General features: G+C 72.5%; 14 protein-coding genes. 10 read left to right on the top strand and 4 right to left on the bottom strand.

The window, feature by feature from the left end:
- Positions 1–77: 77 nt before the first annotated feature.
- Genes AB0442_RS35030 through AB0442_RS35010 form a run of 5 tightly spaced genes read left to right on the top strand, consistent with a single transcriptional unit; the run spans position 78 to position 4,514 of the window.
- A complete protein-coding gene (locus AB0442_RS35030; RefSeq protein ID WP_366167612.1) occupies positions 78–1,022 on the top strand; it encodes a sugar ABC transporter permease in 945 nt (314 codons plus the stop codon).
- Between the two features lie 15 nt (positions 1,023–1,037).
- Complete coding sequence (locus AB0442_RS35025; protein WP_366167611.1) at positions 1,038–1,922, top strand: carbohydrate ABC transporter permease; 885 nt, start codon at positions 1,038–1,040, stop codon at positions 1,920–1,922.
- Positions 1,923–1,954: 32 nt separating this feature from the next.
- Positions 1,955–3,568 carry a glycoside hydrolase family 13 protein gene (locus tag AB0442_RS35020; protein WP_366167610.1) on the top strand — a complete coding sequence of 538 codons (1,614 nt, stop codon included), beginning with the start codon at positions 1,955–1,957 and terminating at the stop codon, positions 3,566–3,568.
- Positions 3,569–3,603: 35 nt separating this feature from the next.
- Entirely contained in the window at positions 3,604–3,966 is a 363-nt protein-coding gene (locus AB0442_RS35015) for a DUF1304 domain-containing protein (RefSeq protein ID WP_366167609.1), read from the top strand.
- Complete coding sequence (locus tag AB0442_RS35010) at positions 3,963–4,514, top strand: TetR/AcrR family transcriptional regulator (RefSeq protein WP_366167608.1); 552 nt, start codon at positions 3,963–3,965, stop codon at positions 4,512–4,514. The genes AB0442_RS35015 and AB0442_RS35010 overlap by 4 nt, the downstream gene beginning before the upstream one ends.
- Before the next feature lie 29 nt (positions 4,515–4,543).
- On the opposite strand, the gene AB0442_RS35005 is transcribed toward AB0442_RS35010, so the two are convergent.
- On the bottom strand, positions 4,544–5,080 hold the full coding sequence (locus tag AB0442_RS35005) for a GNAT family N-acetyltransferase (protein WP_363541084.1): 537 nt from the start codon (positions 5,078–5,080) through the stop codon (positions 4,544–4,546).
- A 25-nt stretch (positions 5,081–5,105) separates the two neighbouring features.
- Positions 5,106–6,158, bottom strand: a complete 1,053-nt coding sequence (locus AB0442_RS35000; RefSeq protein WP_366167607.1) for a hypothetical protein — start codon at positions 6,156–6,158, stop codon at positions 5,106–5,108.
- A 156-nt stretch (positions 6,159–6,314) separates the two neighbouring features.
- On the opposite strand from AB0442_RS35000, the gene metH reads away from it, so the two are divergent.
- From metH to AB0442_RS34985, 3 genes are all read left to right on the top strand, one after another.
- The gene (gene metH, locus AB0442_RS34995) at positions 6,315–9,833 is read left to right on the top strand and encodes a methionine synthase (RefSeq protein ID WP_366167605.1); all 3,519 of its coding nucleotides are present in this window, start codon (positions 6,315–6,317) and stop codon (positions 9,831–9,833) included.
- Positions 9,834–9,993: 160 nt separating this feature from the next.
- The gene (locus tag AB0442_RS34990) at positions 9,994–10,695 is read left to right on the top strand and encodes an HAD family phosphatase (protein WP_363541081.1); all 702 of its coding nucleotides are present in this window, start codon (positions 9,994–9,996) and stop codon (positions 10,693–10,695) included.
- A gap of 321 nt (positions 10,696–11,016) precedes the next feature.
- The gene (locus tag AB0442_RS34985; RefSeq protein ID WP_366167604.1) at positions 11,017–12,621 is read left to right on the top strand and encodes an ABC transporter substrate-binding protein; all 1,605 of its coding nucleotides are present in this window, start codon (positions 11,017–11,019) and stop codon (positions 12,619–12,621) included.
- A 63-nt stretch (positions 12,622–12,684) separates the two neighbouring features.
- Here AB0442_RS34985 and AB0442_RS34980 read toward each other — a convergent pair whose 3' ends face one another.
- Complete coding sequence (locus tag AB0442_RS34980) at positions 12,685–13,356, bottom strand: response regulator transcription factor (protein WP_344621588.1); 672 nt, start codon at positions 13,354–13,356, stop codon at positions 12,685–12,687.
- Complete coding sequence (locus AB0442_RS34975; RefSeq protein WP_366167603.1) at positions 13,357–14,265, bottom strand: PD-(D/E)XK nuclease family protein; 909 nt, start codon at positions 14,263–14,265, stop codon at positions 13,357–13,359. It lies immediately after the preceding gene.
- A gap of 244 nt (positions 14,266–14,509) precedes the next feature.
- Between AB0442_RS34975 and AB0442_RS34970 the strand changes: the two genes are divergently transcribed.
- Both AB0442_RS34970 and AB0442_RS34965 read left to right on the top strand, forming a co-directional pair.
- Entirely contained in the window at positions 14,510–15,709 is a 1,200-nt protein-coding gene (locus AB0442_RS34970) for a site-2 protease family protein (RefSeq protein WP_366167602.1), read from the top strand.
- Positions 15,710–15,806: 97 nt separating this feature from the next.
- Positions 15,807–16,769 (top strand): tRNA (adenine-N1)-methyltransferase, encoded by a 963-nt coding sequence (locus AB0442_RS34965; protein ID WP_344621591.1) that lies wholly within the window; start codon positions 15,807–15,809, stop codon positions 16,767–16,769.
- Positions 16,770–16,923: the final 154 nt, after the last annotated feature.

Genomic DNA, 16,923 nt, shown 5'->3' with positions numbered 1-16,923 from the left:
GGCCGGTGGGGGCCGACCGGCGGGCCGGCCCCCACGCACGCCCGAGCCACACCCTCCGACCGACCGGGAGTAACCCCATGGCAGCGATCAGCGTCTCCGCCCGCCGGAAGACCGAGCCACCGGCGCACGCCGATCCCTCGCAGGGCCGCGCCGCCCTCCGTCAGCGCATCCGCAGGCACCTCACCGGCCATGGCTTCCTGCTCGGTGCCCTGCTCTGCTTCGCGTACTTCTCGTGGTACCCGATGGTCCGCGAAGTGATCATGAGCTTCCAGAAGACCAAGCGCGGAAGGACCACCTGGGTCGGCACGGAGAACCTGGACCGCATCCTCGCGGACCCGGACTTCTGGCACGCCTGGCGCAACACCCTGCTGTTCACGGTGCTCGCCCTGGTGCTCGGCTTCGCGGTGCCGTTCGTCGTCGCCGTCCTGCTGAACGAGCTCCGCCACGCCAAGGCCTACCTGCGCATCCTGGTCTACCTGCCGGTGATGCTCCCGCCGGTCGCCTCGGTGCTGCTCTTCAAGTACTTCTACGACCCCGGCTACGGCCTGTTCAACGCGATCCTCAAGGCGCTCCACCTGCCGACCTCGGCCTGGCTCAACTCGCCCACCACGTCCATGCTCTCGGTCGTCATCGCGGCCACCTGGATGAACATGGGCGGCGCCACCCTGATCTACCTGGCGGCCCTGCAGGGCATCCCCGGCGAGCTCTACGAGGCCGCCGAACTCGACGGCGCCGGCCTGCTGCGCCGGATCCGGCACGTCACGATCCCGCAGACCCGGCTGATCCTCTCGCTGCTCCTGCTGCTGCAGGTCGTCGCCACCATGCAGGTCTTCGTCGAGCCCTACCTGCTGACCGGCGGCAACGGCCCGCAGAACTCGACGCTGACCGTCGTCAACCTCATCTACCAGTACGCCTTCAGCTTCAACAACTACGGCAGCGCCTCGGCGCTCGGCCTGGTCATGCTGCTCGTACTCGCCGGCTTCTCCGCGCTGTACGTGCGCCTGAGCCGCACCAACGACTAGGACGGGAGCACCGCCATGGCAGACACCTCCACCCGTACCCTGATCTCCGAGACGCAGCTGAACCGCCCGTTCGGCAAGGCGGTCTACCGGACCGTCCTCGTCCTGGTGGTCGCGGCCTTCACCCTGGTCTTCCTCGGCCCGCTCTACTGGCTGGTGACCGGCGGACTGAAGTCCACCCAGGAGGTCATCCAGAGCCCGCCGACCTTCTACCCGCACCAGGTCCACACCGACACGTACACCGAGGCGTGGTCCAAGCTCAACATGGGCCGACTGCTCTTCAACACGCTGTACTACGCGTTCGGGGCGCTCGCCTTCCAGCTGGTCTTCGACGTGGCCGCGGCCTACGCGCTCTCCAAGCTGCGGCCCGTCCTCGGCAACCTGATCCTCGGCATGATGCTGGCGACGCTGATGATCCCGTCCACCGTGCTGATCGTGCCGCAGTACCTCACCGTGCTGGACCTGCCGCTGCTGCACCTCAACCTGATCAACACCCCGTGGGCGATCTGGCTGCCCACTGTGGCGAACGCCTTCAACATCTTCCTGCTGAAGCGCTTCTTCGACTCGGTGCCGGAGGAGCTGATGGCCGCCGCCGCCATCGACGGCGCGTCGCCGCTGCGGGCGCTGTGGTCGATCGTGCTGCCGATGTCCCGGCCGATCCTCGGCGTGGTCTCCATCTTCGCGGTGGTGAACGTCTGGAAGGACTTCCTGTGGCCGCTGCTGGTCCAGCCGGACCCGAAGAACCAGCCGCTCAACATCGGCATCAACTCGCTGTCCATCGGCGTGCCGCAGAACGTCGTGATCGCCGCCCTGGCCATCGCCTCGGTGCCGACCATCGTGTTCTTCCTGATCTTCCAGCGCAACATCATGGCCGGCCTGACCTCGGGCGGGCTCAAGGGCTGACGGCCCGTCATTTCTCGAAAGGACTACCCACCGTGGTACAGCAGCCCGACCGCCGGGACTGGTGGCGAGACGCGGCGATCTACCAGGTCTACCCGCGCAGCTTCGCCGACGGCAACGGCGACGGCACCGGTGACCTGGCGGGGATCCGCGCCCGGCTCCCGTACCTCGCCGAACTCGGCTTCGACGCGGTCTGGTTCAACCCCTGGTACCCCTCCCCGCTGAAGGACGGCGGCTACGACGTCGCCGACTACCGCGCCATCGACCCGGTCTTCGGCTCCCTGGAGGAGGCCGAGAAGCTGATCGCGGAGGCCCGCGACCTCGGCATCCGCACCGTCGTGGACATCGTGCCCAACCACGTGTCCGACCGGCACCCGTGGTTCCGGGCGGCCCTCGCGGCCGGCATCGGCAGCCCCGAGCGCGACCTCTTCCACTTCGCCGAGGGCCGCGGCGAGCACGGCGAACTGCCGCCCAACGACTGGCAGTCGGAGTTCGGCGGCTGCCCGTGGACGCGGATCGAGGACGGGCAGTGGTACCTCCACCTGTTCGCCACCGAGCAGCCCGACCTCAACTGGGCGCACCCGCTGGTCCGCCGGGAGCACGAGGAGATCCTGCGGTTCTGGTTCGACCGCGGCGCCGCCGGCGTGCGGATCGACTCGGCCGGCCTGCTGACCAAGGAGCCGGGCCTGCCCGACTTCGAACCCGGCGTCGACACCCACCCGTTCGTCGACCGCGACGACCTGCACGAGATCTACCGCTCCTGGCGGGCGATCGCGGACTCCTACGAGGAGCCGCGCGTCCTGATCGGCGAGATCTGGGTGCCGGACACCGAGCGGTTCGCCCGCTACCTGCGCCCGGACGAGCTGCACACCGCCTTCAACTTCGACTTCCTGGCCCGCCCGTGGTCGGCCGCCGAGCTGCGCGCCTCGATCGACGGCACGCTGGCCGCGCACGCCCCGGTCGGCGCCCCGGCCACCTGGGTGCTCGCCAACCACGACGTCACCCGCACCGTCACCCGCTACGGCCGCGAGGACACCCGCTTCCAGTTCGCCACCAAGCGCTTCGGCACCCCGACCGACCTCGGGCTCGGCCTGCGCCGGGCGCGCGCCGCCGCACTGCTCTCGCTGGCGCTGCCCGGCTCGCTCTACCTCTACCAGGGCGAGGAGCTCGGCCTGCCCGAGGTCGAGGACCTGCCGCTCGGCAGCCTGCAGGACCCCATGCACTTCCGCTCGGGCGGCACCGACCCCGGCCGCGACGGCTGCCGCGTCCCGATCCCGTGGTCCGGCACCCTGCCGCCGTACGGCTTCGCACCCGACGGTGCCGAGCCCTGGCTGCCGCAGCCGGCCGGCTGGGGCGCGCTCACCGTGGCGGCGCAGACCGGCGACCCGGACTCGATGCTGGAGCTCTACCGCACCGCGCTGCGGATCCGCCGCGAGCGGATCACCGGCGGCTTCGACTGGCTGCCCTCCGGCCCGGAGGTGCTGGCCTTCCGGCGGGCCGGCGGGTTCGGCTGCCTGGTGAACCTCGGCGAGCAGCCGGTGCCGCTGCCCGAGGGCGCCCGTCCGGTGCTCAGCAGCGGAGCCCTCACGGAGGGCGGGCTGCCGTCCGACACCGCGGTGTGGCTGGAGTTCCTGGACACTCGTCTATGATTGCTGGACAGGTGTCCATGAAATCGGAGTGATCCATGCAAACGGCGGCGAACGTCCTGGTCGGCCTGGTGGCCGCACTGCACGCGTACATCCTGGTGCTGGAGATGTTCCTCTGGGAGCGCTCCCCGGGCCGGAGCCTCTCCGGCTTCGACGCCGGCCTCGCGAAGACGACCGCGCCGCTCGCCGCCAACCAGGGCCTCTACAACGGCTTCCTGGCGGCCGGCCTGGTCTGGGGCCTGATCGCCGCCGACCCGGTCGGCCACGACGCCCGGGTCTTCTTCCTGAGCTGCGTCGTGGTCGCCGGCCTGTACGGCGGCGCCACCGCCAACCGGCGGATCCTGGTCGCCCAGGCCCTGCCCGGAGCCGTCGCGCTCGCCGCCGTGCTGGCCGCCGGATGAATGACCCCCGTGCCGAGCGCACCAGGGCCGCCCTGCGCGGCGCACTGCTCGCCGAGTGCGGCGAACGGCCCCTGGCCGAGGTGAGCGTCTCGGCCGTGGTCCGCCGCGCGGGACTCGGCCGGGCCACCTTCTACCTGCACTACGAGGACCTGCGGGCACTCGCCGTCGACGCCTGCGGGGAGGTGGTCGAGGCCGCCGTCGACGCCCTGCACGACTGGCGCGGCCCGGTCGACCCGGCGGCACCGCCCGCCGCACTCACCGCCTTCCTGGCGGACGCCGCCGGGCACGCCGCCCTCTACCGGGGCCTGCTCGACCCGGGCGGCGGCGGCCCGCTCGGCGACCTCATGCACCGGCGGCTGCGGGAGCGCAGCCGCACCGAACGCGAACGGGCCGGCGCCCCGCACGCCGACACGGTGGCCTCCGCGGTCGCCGCGGCCTTCACCGGCCTGCTCGCCGACTGGCTGCACGGCCTGATCACCGCCGACCCGCCCACCTTCGCCGGCCGGGTCTGGCGCCTGCTGATCGCCCTGCACAGCACCCCGCTGTGACGCCGCACGCGCCCCCGGGCGTACCGGTGCTACGGCAGGTTGCGGGCCCAGATCCAGTCGAGGCCGTCCTCGCCGATCTCGTCCAGGTGGGCGGCGCGGGTCAGGCCGGCCTTCTCGGCGACGCGCTGGGAGGCCAGGTTCTCCGGGCGTATCCGGGCGATCAGCGGCAGCCGCGGCAGCTCCCGGCCGGCCCAGGCGACGACCGCGGTGGCGGCCTCGCCGGCCACGCCCCGGCCCCAGCAGGCCGGGTCGAAGCGGTAGAAGAGGTTGAGCCCGCGCAGCCCGCCCAGCACGGTGGGCTTCACCCCGCAGAAGCCGAGCGGCTGCTCCGCCCCGCGGCCGCGCACCACCCAGTACCCGAAGCCGCTGCGCTGCCACCGCTCGTCCCAGCGCCGGTACAGCCACTCGGCCTCGGCCCTGGTGCGCAGCGCGTCGGAGGGGTTGTGCCGGCAGGTCCGCGGGTCGCGGTGGACGGCCAGGATCGCCGCCACGTCCGCCGGGACCGGCCGCCGCAGGACGAGATGATCGGTCGTCAGTTCCGCTGCGTCCAGAGCCGGTTCGGTCATGGCCGCAGCCTAACCCGGGCGGCGCTCAGCGGCACCAGCCGTTGCGGTAGGCGTTCCAGTCGGCCGGGGTGGCGGTGAAGTCGACGTACAGCGCGAGGCCGAAGGACTGCCGTTCGTCGCGGCCGAGGGCGAGCCGGGCGCCGCGGACGGCCGCCGCGACGGTCTCGGCGGAGCCGCGGTGGCCGAAGTCGTCCTGCCAGTACGCGGGCAGGCCCATCAGCAGGTCCACCGAGTCCGGGGTGGCGGCCAGCGCGAGTTCGGTCTGCCGGGCGACGTAGCCGCCGTACAGCGACTCCAGCGGCATCCCGGTGTCGTAGCTCATCACCGCGATCTGGTCGACCCGCCGGGCGACGTCGGCGAAGTACTCCTTCGACCACCACTTGCCGTGGTCGGCGACCGCGAGCCCGACCCGGTGCAGCCCGGGGACGGGGTCGATCTGCGGTGCGGCGACGGAGAGCGGCACCCCGGAGGCCGCGGTGAGCGGGCGGACCTGGTCGAGCAGGGCGAGGAAGCCGGCCGAGCCCGAGCGGACGGGTTCGAGGTCGAAGTGCACGCCCTCGAAGCCGAGGGCCAGGGTCTGCACGGTGGCGACGGTGATCCGGGTGCGGACCTCGGGCCGGTCCAGGTGGAGGCCGTCCTTCTCCGGGGCGACCACGTCGCCGAGCCAGGCCTGCACCCGCAGGCCGGGCAGCCGGCGGTGGACGCCGTCCAGGAACCAGCGGGCCTGCGGGGCGAGCGCGGGGTCGAGCGAGCCGTCGTGCGCGAGCGGCCCGGTGTGCACGTACAGGTCGTGGACGCCGGTGCCGGCGAGGCGGGCGGCGAGTGCGGTGAGGTCGGCGTCGGTGCGCCGCCCGTCCACCCAGGCGTGGCCGAGCCAGAGGGCGTCGCGGTCCCGCGTCCTGGCCGCGGCTGACGGTTCGCCCACGTACCGGAGGTGGAGGGCGACGGCGGCGCCGCCCACCGGAAGGAGTAGCAGGCCGAGGACGGCGAGGACGGCGACGGTGAGCCGCCGTCGTTTGCTCCGTCCGGGTCGCAGCCTCCGCAGCCACGCCGCCGGCGCGGTGATCCTCCGTGGCACCCGGCCCCTCCCGTCCCGTCCGTTCAGGTGGACAGGACGCCCAGGATGCGGAACGGGTTCCGTCGCCGGGCAGGTGTCCGGATACCCTGACGGCGTGCATCCCCGAACCAGGAGGGGACGCATAGCCGACAGCCGTCGCACCCAGGGAGTCGCCCCATGGCCACAGCCGTCCCCTCGTCCGCCGCAGCCGCCGCCCACCAGGAGCGTGCGAACGCCCTCCGCGAAGCCCTCGCCACCCGCGTCGTGGTGGCCGACGGCGCGATGGGCACGATGCTGCAGGCGCAGGACCCGACCCTGGAGGACTTCCAGCAGCTGGAGGGCTGCAACGAGATCCTCAACGTCACCCGCCCGGACATCGTGCGCTCGGTCCACGACGCGTACTTCGCCGTCGGCGTGGACTGCGTGGAGACCAACACCTTCGGCGCCAACCACGCCGCGCTCGGCGAGTACGAGATCGCCGACCGCATCGTCGAGCTGTCCGAGGCCGGTGCGAGGATCGCCCGCGAGGCGGCCGACGAGTTCACCGCCCGGGACGGCCGGACCCGCTGGGTGCTCGGCTCGATCGGCCCCGGCACCAAGCTGCCGACCCTGGGCCACACCACCTTCGAGGTGATCCGCGAGGGCTTCCGGCAGAACGCGGCGGGCCTGATCGCCGGCGGCGCCGATGCCTTGCTGATCGAGACCAGTCAGGACCTGCTGCAGACCAAGGCCTCCGTGCTGGGCGTCAAGCAGGCGCTCGCCGAGGCGGGCCTGGACCTGCCGGTGCTCGCCCAGGTGACGGTGGAGACCACCGGCACCATGCTGCTCGGCTCGGAGATCGGCGCGGCGCTGACCGCCCTGGAGCCGCTGGGCATCGACTACATCGGCATGAACTGCGCCACCGGCCCCGCCGAGATGAGCGAGCACCTGCGCTACCTGGCGAAGAACGCCAAGGTCGGCCTCTCCTGCATGCCCAACGCCGGCCTGCCCGTCCTCGGCAAGGACGGCGCGCACTACCCGCTGAGCCCCGAGGAGCTGGCGGACGCCCACGAGACCTTCGTGCGCGAGTACGGCCTGTCGCTGGTCGGCGGCTGCTGCGGCACCACCCCCGAGCACCTGCGGCACGTGGTCGAGCGCGTCCAGGGCCGCCCGGTGGTGGCCCGCGACCCGAAGCCGGAGGCGGCCGCCGCCTCGCTCTACCAGTCGGTGCCCTTCCGTCAGGACCTCTCCTACCTGGCGATCGGCGAGCGCACCAACGCCAACGGCTCCAAGAAGTTCCGCGAGGCGATGCTCGCCGAGGACTGGCAGGCCTGCGTGGAGATCGCCCGCGACCAGATCCGGGACGGTTCCCACCTGCTCGACCTGTGCGTCGACTACGTCGGCCGGGACGGCGTCGCCGACATGCGGGAGGTCGCCACCCGGCTGGCGACCGCCTCGACCCTGCCGCTGGTGCTGGACTCCACCGAGCCGGAGGTGCTCCGGGCCGGCCTGGAGGCGCTCGGCGGCCGCGCGGTGCTCAACTCGGTCAACTACGAGGACGGCGACGGCCCCGAGACCCGCTTCGGCAGGATCGCCTCGCTCGCCCGCGAGCACGGCGCCGGCCTGATCGCGCTGACCATCGACGAGGAGGGCCAGGCCCGCACCGCCGACAAGAAGGTCGCCATCGCCGAGCGGCTGATCGAGCAGCTCACCACCGAGTACGGCATCGACGAGTCGTCGATCCTGGTCGACTGCCTCACCTTCACCCTGGGCACCGGCCAGGAGGAGTCCCGCCGGGACGGCATCGAGACCGTCGAGGCGATCCGCGAGCTGAAGCGCCGCCGCCCGCAGGTGCAGACCACGCTCGGCCTGTCCAACATCTCCTTCGGCCTCTCGCCGGCCGCCCGCGTGGTGCTGAACTCGGTCTTCCTGCACGAGTGCGTGGAGGCCGGCCTGGACTCGGCGATCGTGCACGCCTCCAAGATCCTGCCGATCGCGCGGATCCCCGAGGAGCAGCGCGAGGTCGCGCTGGACCTGGTGTACGACCGCCGCCGGGACGGCTACGACCCGCTGCAGCGCCTGCTGGAGCTGTTCGAGGGCGTCTCCTCGGCCTCGGTGAAGGCGTCCAAGGCGGAGGAGCTGGCGGCGCTGCCGCTGGAGGAGCGCCTGCAGCGGCGGATCGTCGACGGCGAGCGCAACGGCCTGGAGGCCGACCTGGACGAGGCGCTGACGGCCCGTCCGGCCCTGGAGATCATCAACGACACGCTGCTGGCCGGCATGAAGGTGGTCGGCGAGCTGTTCGGCTCCGGCCAGATGCAGCTGCCGTTCGTGCTGCAGTCCGCCGAGGTGATGAAGTCCGCGGTGGCCCACCTGGAGCCGCACATGGAGAAGTCCGACTCGGAGGGCAAGGGCACCATCGTGCTCGCCACCGTGAAGGGCGACGTCCACGACATCGGCAAGAACCTGGTCGACATCATCCTGTCGAACAACGGCTACAACGTCGTCAACCTCGGCATCAAGCAGCCGGTCTCGGCGATCCTGGAGGCGGCGCAGGAGCACCGGGCGGACGTCATCGGCATGTCCGGACTGCTGGTCAAGTCCACGGTGATCATGAAGGAGAACCTGGAGGAGCTGAACCAGCGCGGGCTGGCCGCCGACTTCCCGGTGATCCTCGGCGGCGCCGCGCTCACCCGCGCCTACGTCGAGCAGGACCTGCACGAGGTCTACCAGGGCGAGGTCCGCTACGCCCGGGACGCCTTCGAGGGCCTCAAGCTGATGGACGCGCTGGTCGCGGTCAAGCGCGGCGTGCCCGGCGCGGCCCTGCCGGAGCTGCGGCAGCGCCGGCACGCCCGGGTCGAGGTCGAGGAGGTCGAGGAGGTCAACCTCGGCCAGGTCCGCTCCGACGTGGCCGTCGACAACCGGGTGCCGGTGCCGCCGTTCTGGGGCGACCGGATCGTCAAGGGCATCCCGTTCGCGGACTACGCCTCCTGGCTGGACGAGGACGCGCTGTTCAAGGGCCAGTGGGGCCTGAAGGCCTCGCGCACCGGCGACGGCCCCTCGTACGAGGAGCTGGTGGAGACCGAGGGCCGGCCGCGGCTGCGGATGTGGCTGGACCGGCTGCAGACCGAGGGCTGGCTGGAGCCCGCCGTGATCTACGGCTACTTCCCGGCCAACTCCAAGGGCGACGACCTGATCGTCCACAACGAGGACGGCTCCGAGCGGACCCGGTTCACCTTCCCGCGGCAGCGCCGCGGCCGCCGGCTCTGCCTGGCCGACTTCTTCCGCCCGGAGGACTCCGGCGAGCGGGACGTGGTGGCGCTGCAGGTGGTCACCATGGGCAACCGGGTCTCCGAGGCCGCGAACGAGCTGTTCGCCGCCAACGCCTACCGCGACTACCTGGAGCTGCACGGCCTGTCGGTGCAGCTGGCCGAGGCGCTCGCCGAGTTCTGGCACGCCCGGGTCCGCTACGAGCTCGGCTTCGGCGACGAGGACCCGCAGGACGTCCGCGACATGTTCGCCCTGAAGTACCGCGGCGCCCGCTTCTCGCTGGGCTACGGCGCATGCCCGGAGCTGGAGGACCGCGCCAAGATCGCCGAGCTGCTGAAGCCCGAGCGGATCGGCGTGGTGCTCTCCGAGGAGTTCCAGCTGCACCCCGAGCAGTCCACCGACGCCATCGTCATCCACCACCCCGAGGCGAAGTACTTCAACGCCAGGTAACCCGTCCGCTGCGCTCCGTTCGGCACATTTCCGGTCGGCGGGCGTATCCTGAATGATCCTGAACGGGCCGGTCCGCTCACAAGCGGGCCGGCCTGTGCCATCCCCGGCCCCGCCCGGCCACCCGTGCGGACGGGACCCCACCCGGCGAAGGGACCATGCCATGACGACCATCTCGACCCTCACCGAGAGCCTCGGCGGTGCCGGCGGCGGCCTGCAGGCCGTGCTGCTCGACATGGACGGCACGCTCGTCGACACCGAGGACTTCTGGTGGCAGGCCGAGGCGTCGCTCTTCGCCGAGTTCGGCCACGTCCTCGACGAGGCCGACCGCGCCCACGTCGTCGGCGGACCGATGACCCGCGTCATCGACTACCTGCTCTCCCGGACGGCCGTGCCGCACACCCCGGCCGAGCTGACCGTCCTGATCAACCAGCGCTTCGTCGACCTGCTGGCCGGCGGCGTGCCGCTGATGCCCGGCGCCGAACGGCTGCTCAACACCCTGGCCGCGCACGGCGTCCCCGCCGCCCTGGTGTCCGCCTCGCACCGGCACGTCATCGACATCGTGCTGCGCAGCCTCGGCGCGCACCACTTCGCCTTCTCGGTGGCCGGCGACGAGGTGCCGCGCACCAAGCCGCACCCCGACCCGTACCTCACGGCCGCCGCCCGGCTCGGCGCCGACCCGGCCCGCTGCGTGGTCATCGAGGACGCCCCGACCGGGGTGCTCGCCGCCGAGGCCGCCGGCTGCCAGGTCATCGCGGTGCCCTCGGTCGCCGCCATCGAGCCCGCCCCCGGACGCACCGTCCTCGGCTCGCTGGAGCAGGTCGATCTGGAGCTGCTGCACGCGCTGATCGCCGCCCGGGTGTGAGTTCGCTCTCTTTTCCGTGCGGTGCCGCTCTCTGGCTGCGGCGTCCCGGCGACGGACCGTGCTGGGCCTGACGGAGAAAACGGACATAGGGTGACAGAACGCCGGTCTGCGGGAACCGGCGGGAGCCCCGGGAACCCCGGCCCTCGCGCACGCGTGCGAGGCGGTGCGTGGTCGATATGGCACGCTACTTCCGGTCATTCCCCGAAAAGGGGACCAACGGACCGTCGCAGCCGCGCCCGCCACCCTGGGCCGCGGACCGTGACGGCACCCTACCGGCGCCTCCCCACAAGCCCGGCCGCACGGAGAAGGAATCCATCCCGCATGTCTTCAGCCCACCGCCTGGCCGTGCTCGGCTGCGCCGTCATGGTCGCGTCCTCGGCCGCCGGCTGCGCCTCCGCGACCAAGGCCGTCACCGGCAAGGACTCGCCGTCCACGATCACCATGGGCACCACCAACGTGACCAGCGTGCTCGACCCGGCCGGTGCCTACGACGCCGGTTCCTGGCTGGTGCTGAACAACACCTTCCAGTCGCTGCTGAGCTTCCCGCCCGGCGCGACCGTGCCGCAGCCGGAGGCCGCGCAGTCCTGCGGCTTCACCGGCGGTGACGCGATCACCTACGCGTGCACCCTGCGCAGCGGGCTGAAGTTCTCCAACGGCCACGCGCTGACCAGCGAGGACGTCGTCTTCTCGGTCCAGCGGATGCTGAAGATCAACGACCCGAGCGGCCCCGCCTCGCTGCTCTCCACCATCAAGTCCGTCGAGGCCAAGGGCCAGGACAAGGTGGTCTTCCACCTCAAGGCCCCGGACGCCGTCCTCCCGGCGAAGCTCGCCTCGGCGGCCGGCTCGATCGTCGACCACCAGGTCTTCCCGGCCGACGCGCTGCTCGCCAACGACAAGCTGGTCGGCTCCGGCCCGTACAAGATCGACTCGATCGCCACCATCGAGGGCGGCGAGAACCCGGGCAAGGTCACCCTCTCCGCCAACAGCGAGTACAAGGGCGACAACAAGCCGACCACCGGCAAGTTCGCGCTGCGCTACTTCAACGCACCGGACGAGCTGAAGACCGCGCTGGAGAAGGGCGAGGTCGACCTCGCCGACAACAGCCTGGAGCCCTCGGCCGGCGCCAAGATCAAGGACGACCAGATGGCCGGCAAGGGCGACCTCAAGGTCGCCGAGGGCGAGAGCGCCGAGACCCGCTACCTGGTCCTCAACACCAAGGACGCCGTCACCGGCAACCCGGCCGTCCGCCAGGCCGTCGCCCAGCTGGTCGACCGCAAGGCGCTCTCCCGCACGGTGTACGCCAACACCGTCCAGCCGCTGTACTCGCTGGTGCCGGCCGGCATCACCGGGCACAACACCTCCTTCGCGGACCGCTACGGCGACCCGAGCGTCGACAAGGCGAAGAAGATCCTCTCCAACGCGAAGATCTCCACCCCGGTCAAGATCACCCTCACCTGGTCGCGCGCCCGGGCCGGCGCCGCCGAGATGGAGCAGATCAAGAAGGACCTGGAGAACGGCGGCGTCTTCCAGGTCGACATCAAGCAGGAGCCCGACTGGAAGAAGTACCAGGAGGGCTGGAAGGCCGGCAGCTACCAGGCGTACACCGTCGGCTGGACCCCCGACTACGCCGACCCGGACAACTTCGTCAGCCCGATCGTGGTCGACGGCGGCGCCTTCCACAACGGCTGGGACGACCCGCGGATCAGCGGCAAGCTGGTGCCCGCCAGCATCAAGCTGACCGACCGCTCCGCCGGCGGCGCCTACGGCCAGATCCAGAACATCGTCGCCGAGGGCGTCCCGGTGATCCCGCTGTTCCAGGCCAAGTCCTTCTACGCCTCGCGCAACGACATCACCGGCGTCGACGGCACCGTCGACACCACCGGGATCTTCCGCTTCTGGGAGATCGGCCGCAACGGCACCAAGTGACCGAACGGCGACGGCCCGCCCCCTCCGCAGCGGAGGAGGCGGGCCGTCGCCGCACCCGGCGGCTCACATCGAGCCGGGGCGCACCAGACCCGACTCGTACGCGTACACCGCGGCCTGGACCCGGTCGCGCAGCTGCAGCTTCGTCAGAACGTGCCCGACGTGCGTCTTCACCGTCGTCTCGCTGACGAACAGCTCGGCGGCGATCTCCGCGTTCGACAGGCCGCGGGCGACCAGCCGCAGCACCTCCACCTCGCGCTCGGTCAGCGCGCCCAGCGCCTGCGGCGGCGCCTCCTCGCCGGAGGGCAGCTTGGTGGCGTACATGTCCAGCAGCCGGCGGGTCACCGACGGCGCCAGCATCGCCGCACCGTCCGCGACCACCCGGATCGCCTGCACCAGCTCCTCCGCCGGCACGTCCTTCAGCAGGAAGCCGCTGGCACCCGCGCGCAGCGCCTCGACCACGTACTCGTCCAGGTCGAAGGTGGTCAGCACCAGCACCTTCGCCGGGCCGTCCCGCCCCGGACCGGCGATCCGCCGGGTCGCCTCCACCCCGTCCATCCGCGGCATCCGGATGTCCATCAGGACCACGTCCGGCTGCAGCGCCCGGACCTGCTCCAGCGCCTGCTGGCCGTCCCCGGCCTCCCCGACCACCACCAGGTCGGACTCGGCCTCCAGGATCATCCGGAAGCCGGTGCGCAGCAGCGGCTGGTCGTCGACCAGCAGCACTCGGATCGTCACCTACGACTCCTTGCTCACCATGAGATCCCCCGTGGGATCGTCGTCGGTCGTTCTCCGCACCGGAACAGGCACCGGCAGCGGGTACGGCGGGGGAGTGCCCCCGAACTCCGGGCACCGGGCCTTGTGGTCGCACCAGTCGCACAGCCGGTTGCGGGTGGCCGGGAAGTCGCCCGTCGCCACCGCCCGCGAGATGGTCTCCCACAGCGCCCTGAGCTTGCGCTCCACCGACAGCAGGTCCGCCTCGTCCGGGTCGTACGTGACGACGTCCCCGCCGCCGCCCAGGTACACCAGCTGCAGCCGCCGCGGGACGACGCCCTTCCAGCGCCACACCACCAGGGCGTAGAACTTCATCTGGAACATCGCCTTGCCCTCGAAGTCCCGCGAGGGCGCGCGGCCGGTCTTGTAGTCGACCAGCCGCACCTCACCGGTCGGCGCGACGTCCACCCGGTCGATGTAGCCGCGCAGCAGCACGCCCGGCTCCAGCGGCGTCTCCACGTACAGTTCGCGCTCCACCGGGTGCAGCCGGGTCGGGTCCTCCAGACCGAACCAGCGGTCCACCAGCTTCTCCGCGTCGCCCAGCCAGGCCGCCAGCGCCGAACCGTCCTCGTCGCCGGGGAACAGCTGCGCCAGCTCCGGCCGCTCGCCGAGCAGCCGCTCCCACTGCGGGCGCAGCAGCGAACGCGCCAGCTCCGCCGTCCGCTCGCCCGGCGGGTGGTCGAAGAGCCGCTCCAGCACGGCGTGCACCACCGTGCCCCGGGTGGCGGCCGCGCTCGGCGGCTCCGGCAGCCGGTCGATCACCCGCAGCCGGTACAGCAGCGGGCAGGTCATGAAGTCGCCGGCGCGCGAGGGCGACAGGCCCGTCGGCGCGGCGGCCGGCCGGGTCGGCGGCTCGGTCTCGGTCTGGTGCATGCCCCCGACCCTATTGCCCCCCGCTCACATCCCGCTGCCGCCCGGCTGACACCGACACCGCTGGAGGCACCGCATCCGGGGTATCACCGAGGTACGAGCAGCACCCGACCGCCGCCGCGGGCGCGGCGCGAGGGGCGCGCGCGGCATCCGGACGGAGATCACGTAGCGTGGGCGCGACGGTGCGGGCCACGGCGCCGCGACGGCGCGGCGCACCGGCGGGGACGACGAGAGCGAAGGGGACGCGGTGAGCGACACCAGGGGGCAGCGGACCTCCGACCAGCCGTCGGCGGACCGGCCCGAGCGGCCGGAGCCGCGCGGCGGCATCCTGATGGGCCGACCCTTCGGCGTCCCGGTGTACGTCACGCCCTCCTGGTTCGTCATCGCCGCCCTGATCACCTGGGTGTTCGGCGGCCGGCTCAGCGAGGTGCTGCCCGACCTCGGCGCCACCCGCTACCTGGTCTCCTTCTCCTTCGCGGTCGCCTTCTACGCCTCCGTCCTGGTGCACGAGCTCGCCCACACCGTGGTCGCCCTCCGCTACCGGCTCTCGGTGCGGCGGATCCAGCTGCAGTTCTTCGGCGGCGTCTCGGAGATCGAGAAGGAGGCCGAGACCCCGGCCCGCGAGTTCTGGCTGGCGTTCGTCGGCCCGCTGCTCTCGCTCGTCCTCGGCGGCGCCTTCTACCTCGCCCTCACCGCCGTCGACACCGACACCGTGCCCGGCGTGCTGCTCGCCGGCCTCATGGTCAGCAACCTCGTCGTCGCCGCCTTCAACCTGCTGCCCGGCCTCCCGCTGGACGGCGGCCGGATGCTGCGCGCCGTCGTCTGGGGCGTCACCGGCCGGCCGATGGCCGGCACCGTCGCCGCCGCCTGGGTCGGCCGCGGGCTCGCCCTGCTCGTCCTCTTCGGGCTGCCGCTGTACAGCGCCTCCCGCGACCCCCAGCAGTCCACCACCGACAGCCTGATCGACGGCGTCCTCGCCGCCGTCCTCGCCGTGATCATCTGGAACGGGGCGAGCGGCGCCGTCCGCAACGCCCGGCTCCGCGAGGCCCTGCCCCAGCTCGCCCTGCGCGACCTCGCCCGACGCTTCGTCGAGGTCCCCGCAGACACCCCGCTCGGCGAGGCACTGCGGCGCGCCCGCGAGGCGCAGGCCGGTGCGATCGTCGTGGTCGACGGCCGCGGCGAGCCCACCGCCCTGGTCACCGAGGCCGCCGTCGGCAAGGTGCCCGAGCACCGCCGCCCCTGGGTCGCGGTCGGCGCGCTCGCCCGCGACCTCGAACCCGCCATGCGGCTCGACCTCGACCTCACCGGCGAGCAGCTGCTGACCGCACTGCGGCGCGCCCCCGCGACCGAGTACCTGATCGTCCGCCCCGACGGCAGCCCCTACGGCGTGCTGGCCCTCGCCGACCTCGAACGCAGACTCGCCCGCGAGGTCGGCGGCCGGGTGTAGGCCGACGCACACGGGCGCGCCCCTGTCGGGTCGCCCCCGGCGTGCGCGTGCCCCCGGCTGGTCGGGGGAGGTCCGGCGTTCCCTTAGGATTGTCGGCATGTCCGAACCGACCGGTGCCACCCGCCGACGCGGGCCCTTCCAGGTCGGGGACCAGGTCCAGCTGACCGACCCCAAGGGCCGCCACTACACGTTCACGCTCCAGGCCGGGAACCAGTTCCACACCCACAAGGGTGCGTTCCCGCACGACGAGCTGATCGGCGCCCCCGAGGGCACGGTCGTACGCACGACGGGCAACGTCCCGTACCTCGCGCTGCGCCCCCTGCTCCCCGACTACGTCCTGTCCATGCCCCGCGGCGCGGCGGTGATCTACCCCAAGGACGCGGGTCAGATCCTGGCGATGGCCGACATCTTCGCGGGAGCCCGCGTCGTCGAGGCCGGCGTCGGCTCCGGCGCGCTCTCCACGTACCTGCTGCGCGCCGTCGGCGACACCGGCATGCTCGCCTCCTACGAGCGCCGCGAGGACTTCGCGGAGATCGCCCGCGGCAACGTGGAGCGCTACTTCGGCGGCCCGCACCCGGCGTGGAAGCTCACCGTCGGCGACCTCCAGGACAACCTGGTCGAGACCGACGTCGACCGCGTCATCCTGGACATGCTCGCCCCCTGGGAGTGCCTGGACGTCGCCTCCAAGGCACTCGTCCCCGGCGGCCTCATCTGCTGCTACGTGGCCACCACCACGCAGATGTCGAAGACCGTCGAGGCGCTGCGCGAGCACGGCACCTTCACCGAGCCGCAGGCCTGGGAGACCATGGTCCGCACCTGGCACCTGGAGGGCCTGGCCGTCCGCCCGGACCACCGGATGATCGGCCACACCGGCTTCCTGCTCACCGCCCGGCGCCTCGCCGACGGCGTCGAGCCGCCGCTGCGCCGCCGCCGTCCGGCCAAGGGCGCCTACGGCGAGGACTACGACAACGGCACCCCGGAGCCCTCGCTCGCCGAGCGTGCCGCGGCCCGCCGGGCCTCCCGCGAGTCGGCCGCCGCCGAGGGCGTCGACCTGCCCTGACACCGTGCAGAACCACCCGCCGAGGGGCGGCGCACCGGAGACCGCTCCGGGGGGCCGCCCCGCGCGGGGGTGCGCGGAGCGCCCCCCCGAAGAGGCGGCGGGCCGGGGTGCCCCGGCGGCCGGTGCAGTGGGAGGTTTGGCGCGGACGAAAGAA

Origin of the sequence: Kitasatospora sp. NPDC085895 (assembly GCF_040702125.1) — a bacterium.
Lineage (GTDB): Bacteria > Actinomycetota > Actinomycetes > Streptomycetales > Streptomycetaceae > Kitasatospora > Kitasatospora arboriphila.
This window is presented reverse-complemented; position numbering and strand designations above follow the sequence as displayed.

Bases quoted from the DNA above. Each gene is read 5' to 3' on its own strand.
- AB0442_RS35015 (WP_366167609.1), top strand. From the start codon at position 3,604: ATGCAAACGGCGGCGAACGTCCTGGTCGGCCTGGTGGCCGCACTGCAC.
- AB0442_RS35030 (WP_366167612.1), top strand. From the start codon at position 78: ATGGCAGCGATCAGCGTCTCCGCCCGCCGGAAGACCGAGCCACCGGCG.
- AB0442_RS35005 (WP_363541084.1), bottom strand. From the start codon at position 5,080: ATGACCGAACCGGCTCTGGACGCAGCGGAACTGACGACCGATCATCTC.
- AB0442_RS35010 (WP_366167608.1), top strand. From the start codon at position 3,963: ATGAATGACCCCCGTGCCGAGCGCACCAGGGCCGCCCTGCGCGGCGCA.
- AB0442_RS34990 (WP_363541081.1), top strand. From the start codon at position 9,994: ATGACGACCATCTCGACCCTCACCGAGAGCCTCGGCGGTGCCGGCGGC.
- AB0442_RS34965 (WP_344621591.1), top strand. From the start codon at position 15,807: ATGTCCGAACCGACCGGTGCCACCCGCCGACGCGGGCCCTTCCAGGTC.
- AB0442_RS35025 (WP_366167611.1), top strand. From the start codon at position 1,038: ATGGCAGACACCTCCACCCGTACCCTGATCTCCGAGACGCAGCTGAAC.
- AB0442_RS34985 (WP_366167604.1), top strand. From the start codon at position 11,017: ATGTCTTCAGCCCACCGCCTGGCCGTGCTCGGCTGCGCCGTCATGGTC.
- metH (WP_366167605.1), top strand. From the start codon at position 6,315: ATGGCCACAGCCGTCCCCTCGTCCGCCGCAGCCGCCGCCCACCAGGAG.
- AB0442_RS34975 (WP_366167603.1), bottom strand. From the start codon at position 14,265: ATGCACCAGACCGAGACCGAGCCGCCGACCCGGCCGGCCGCCGCGCCG.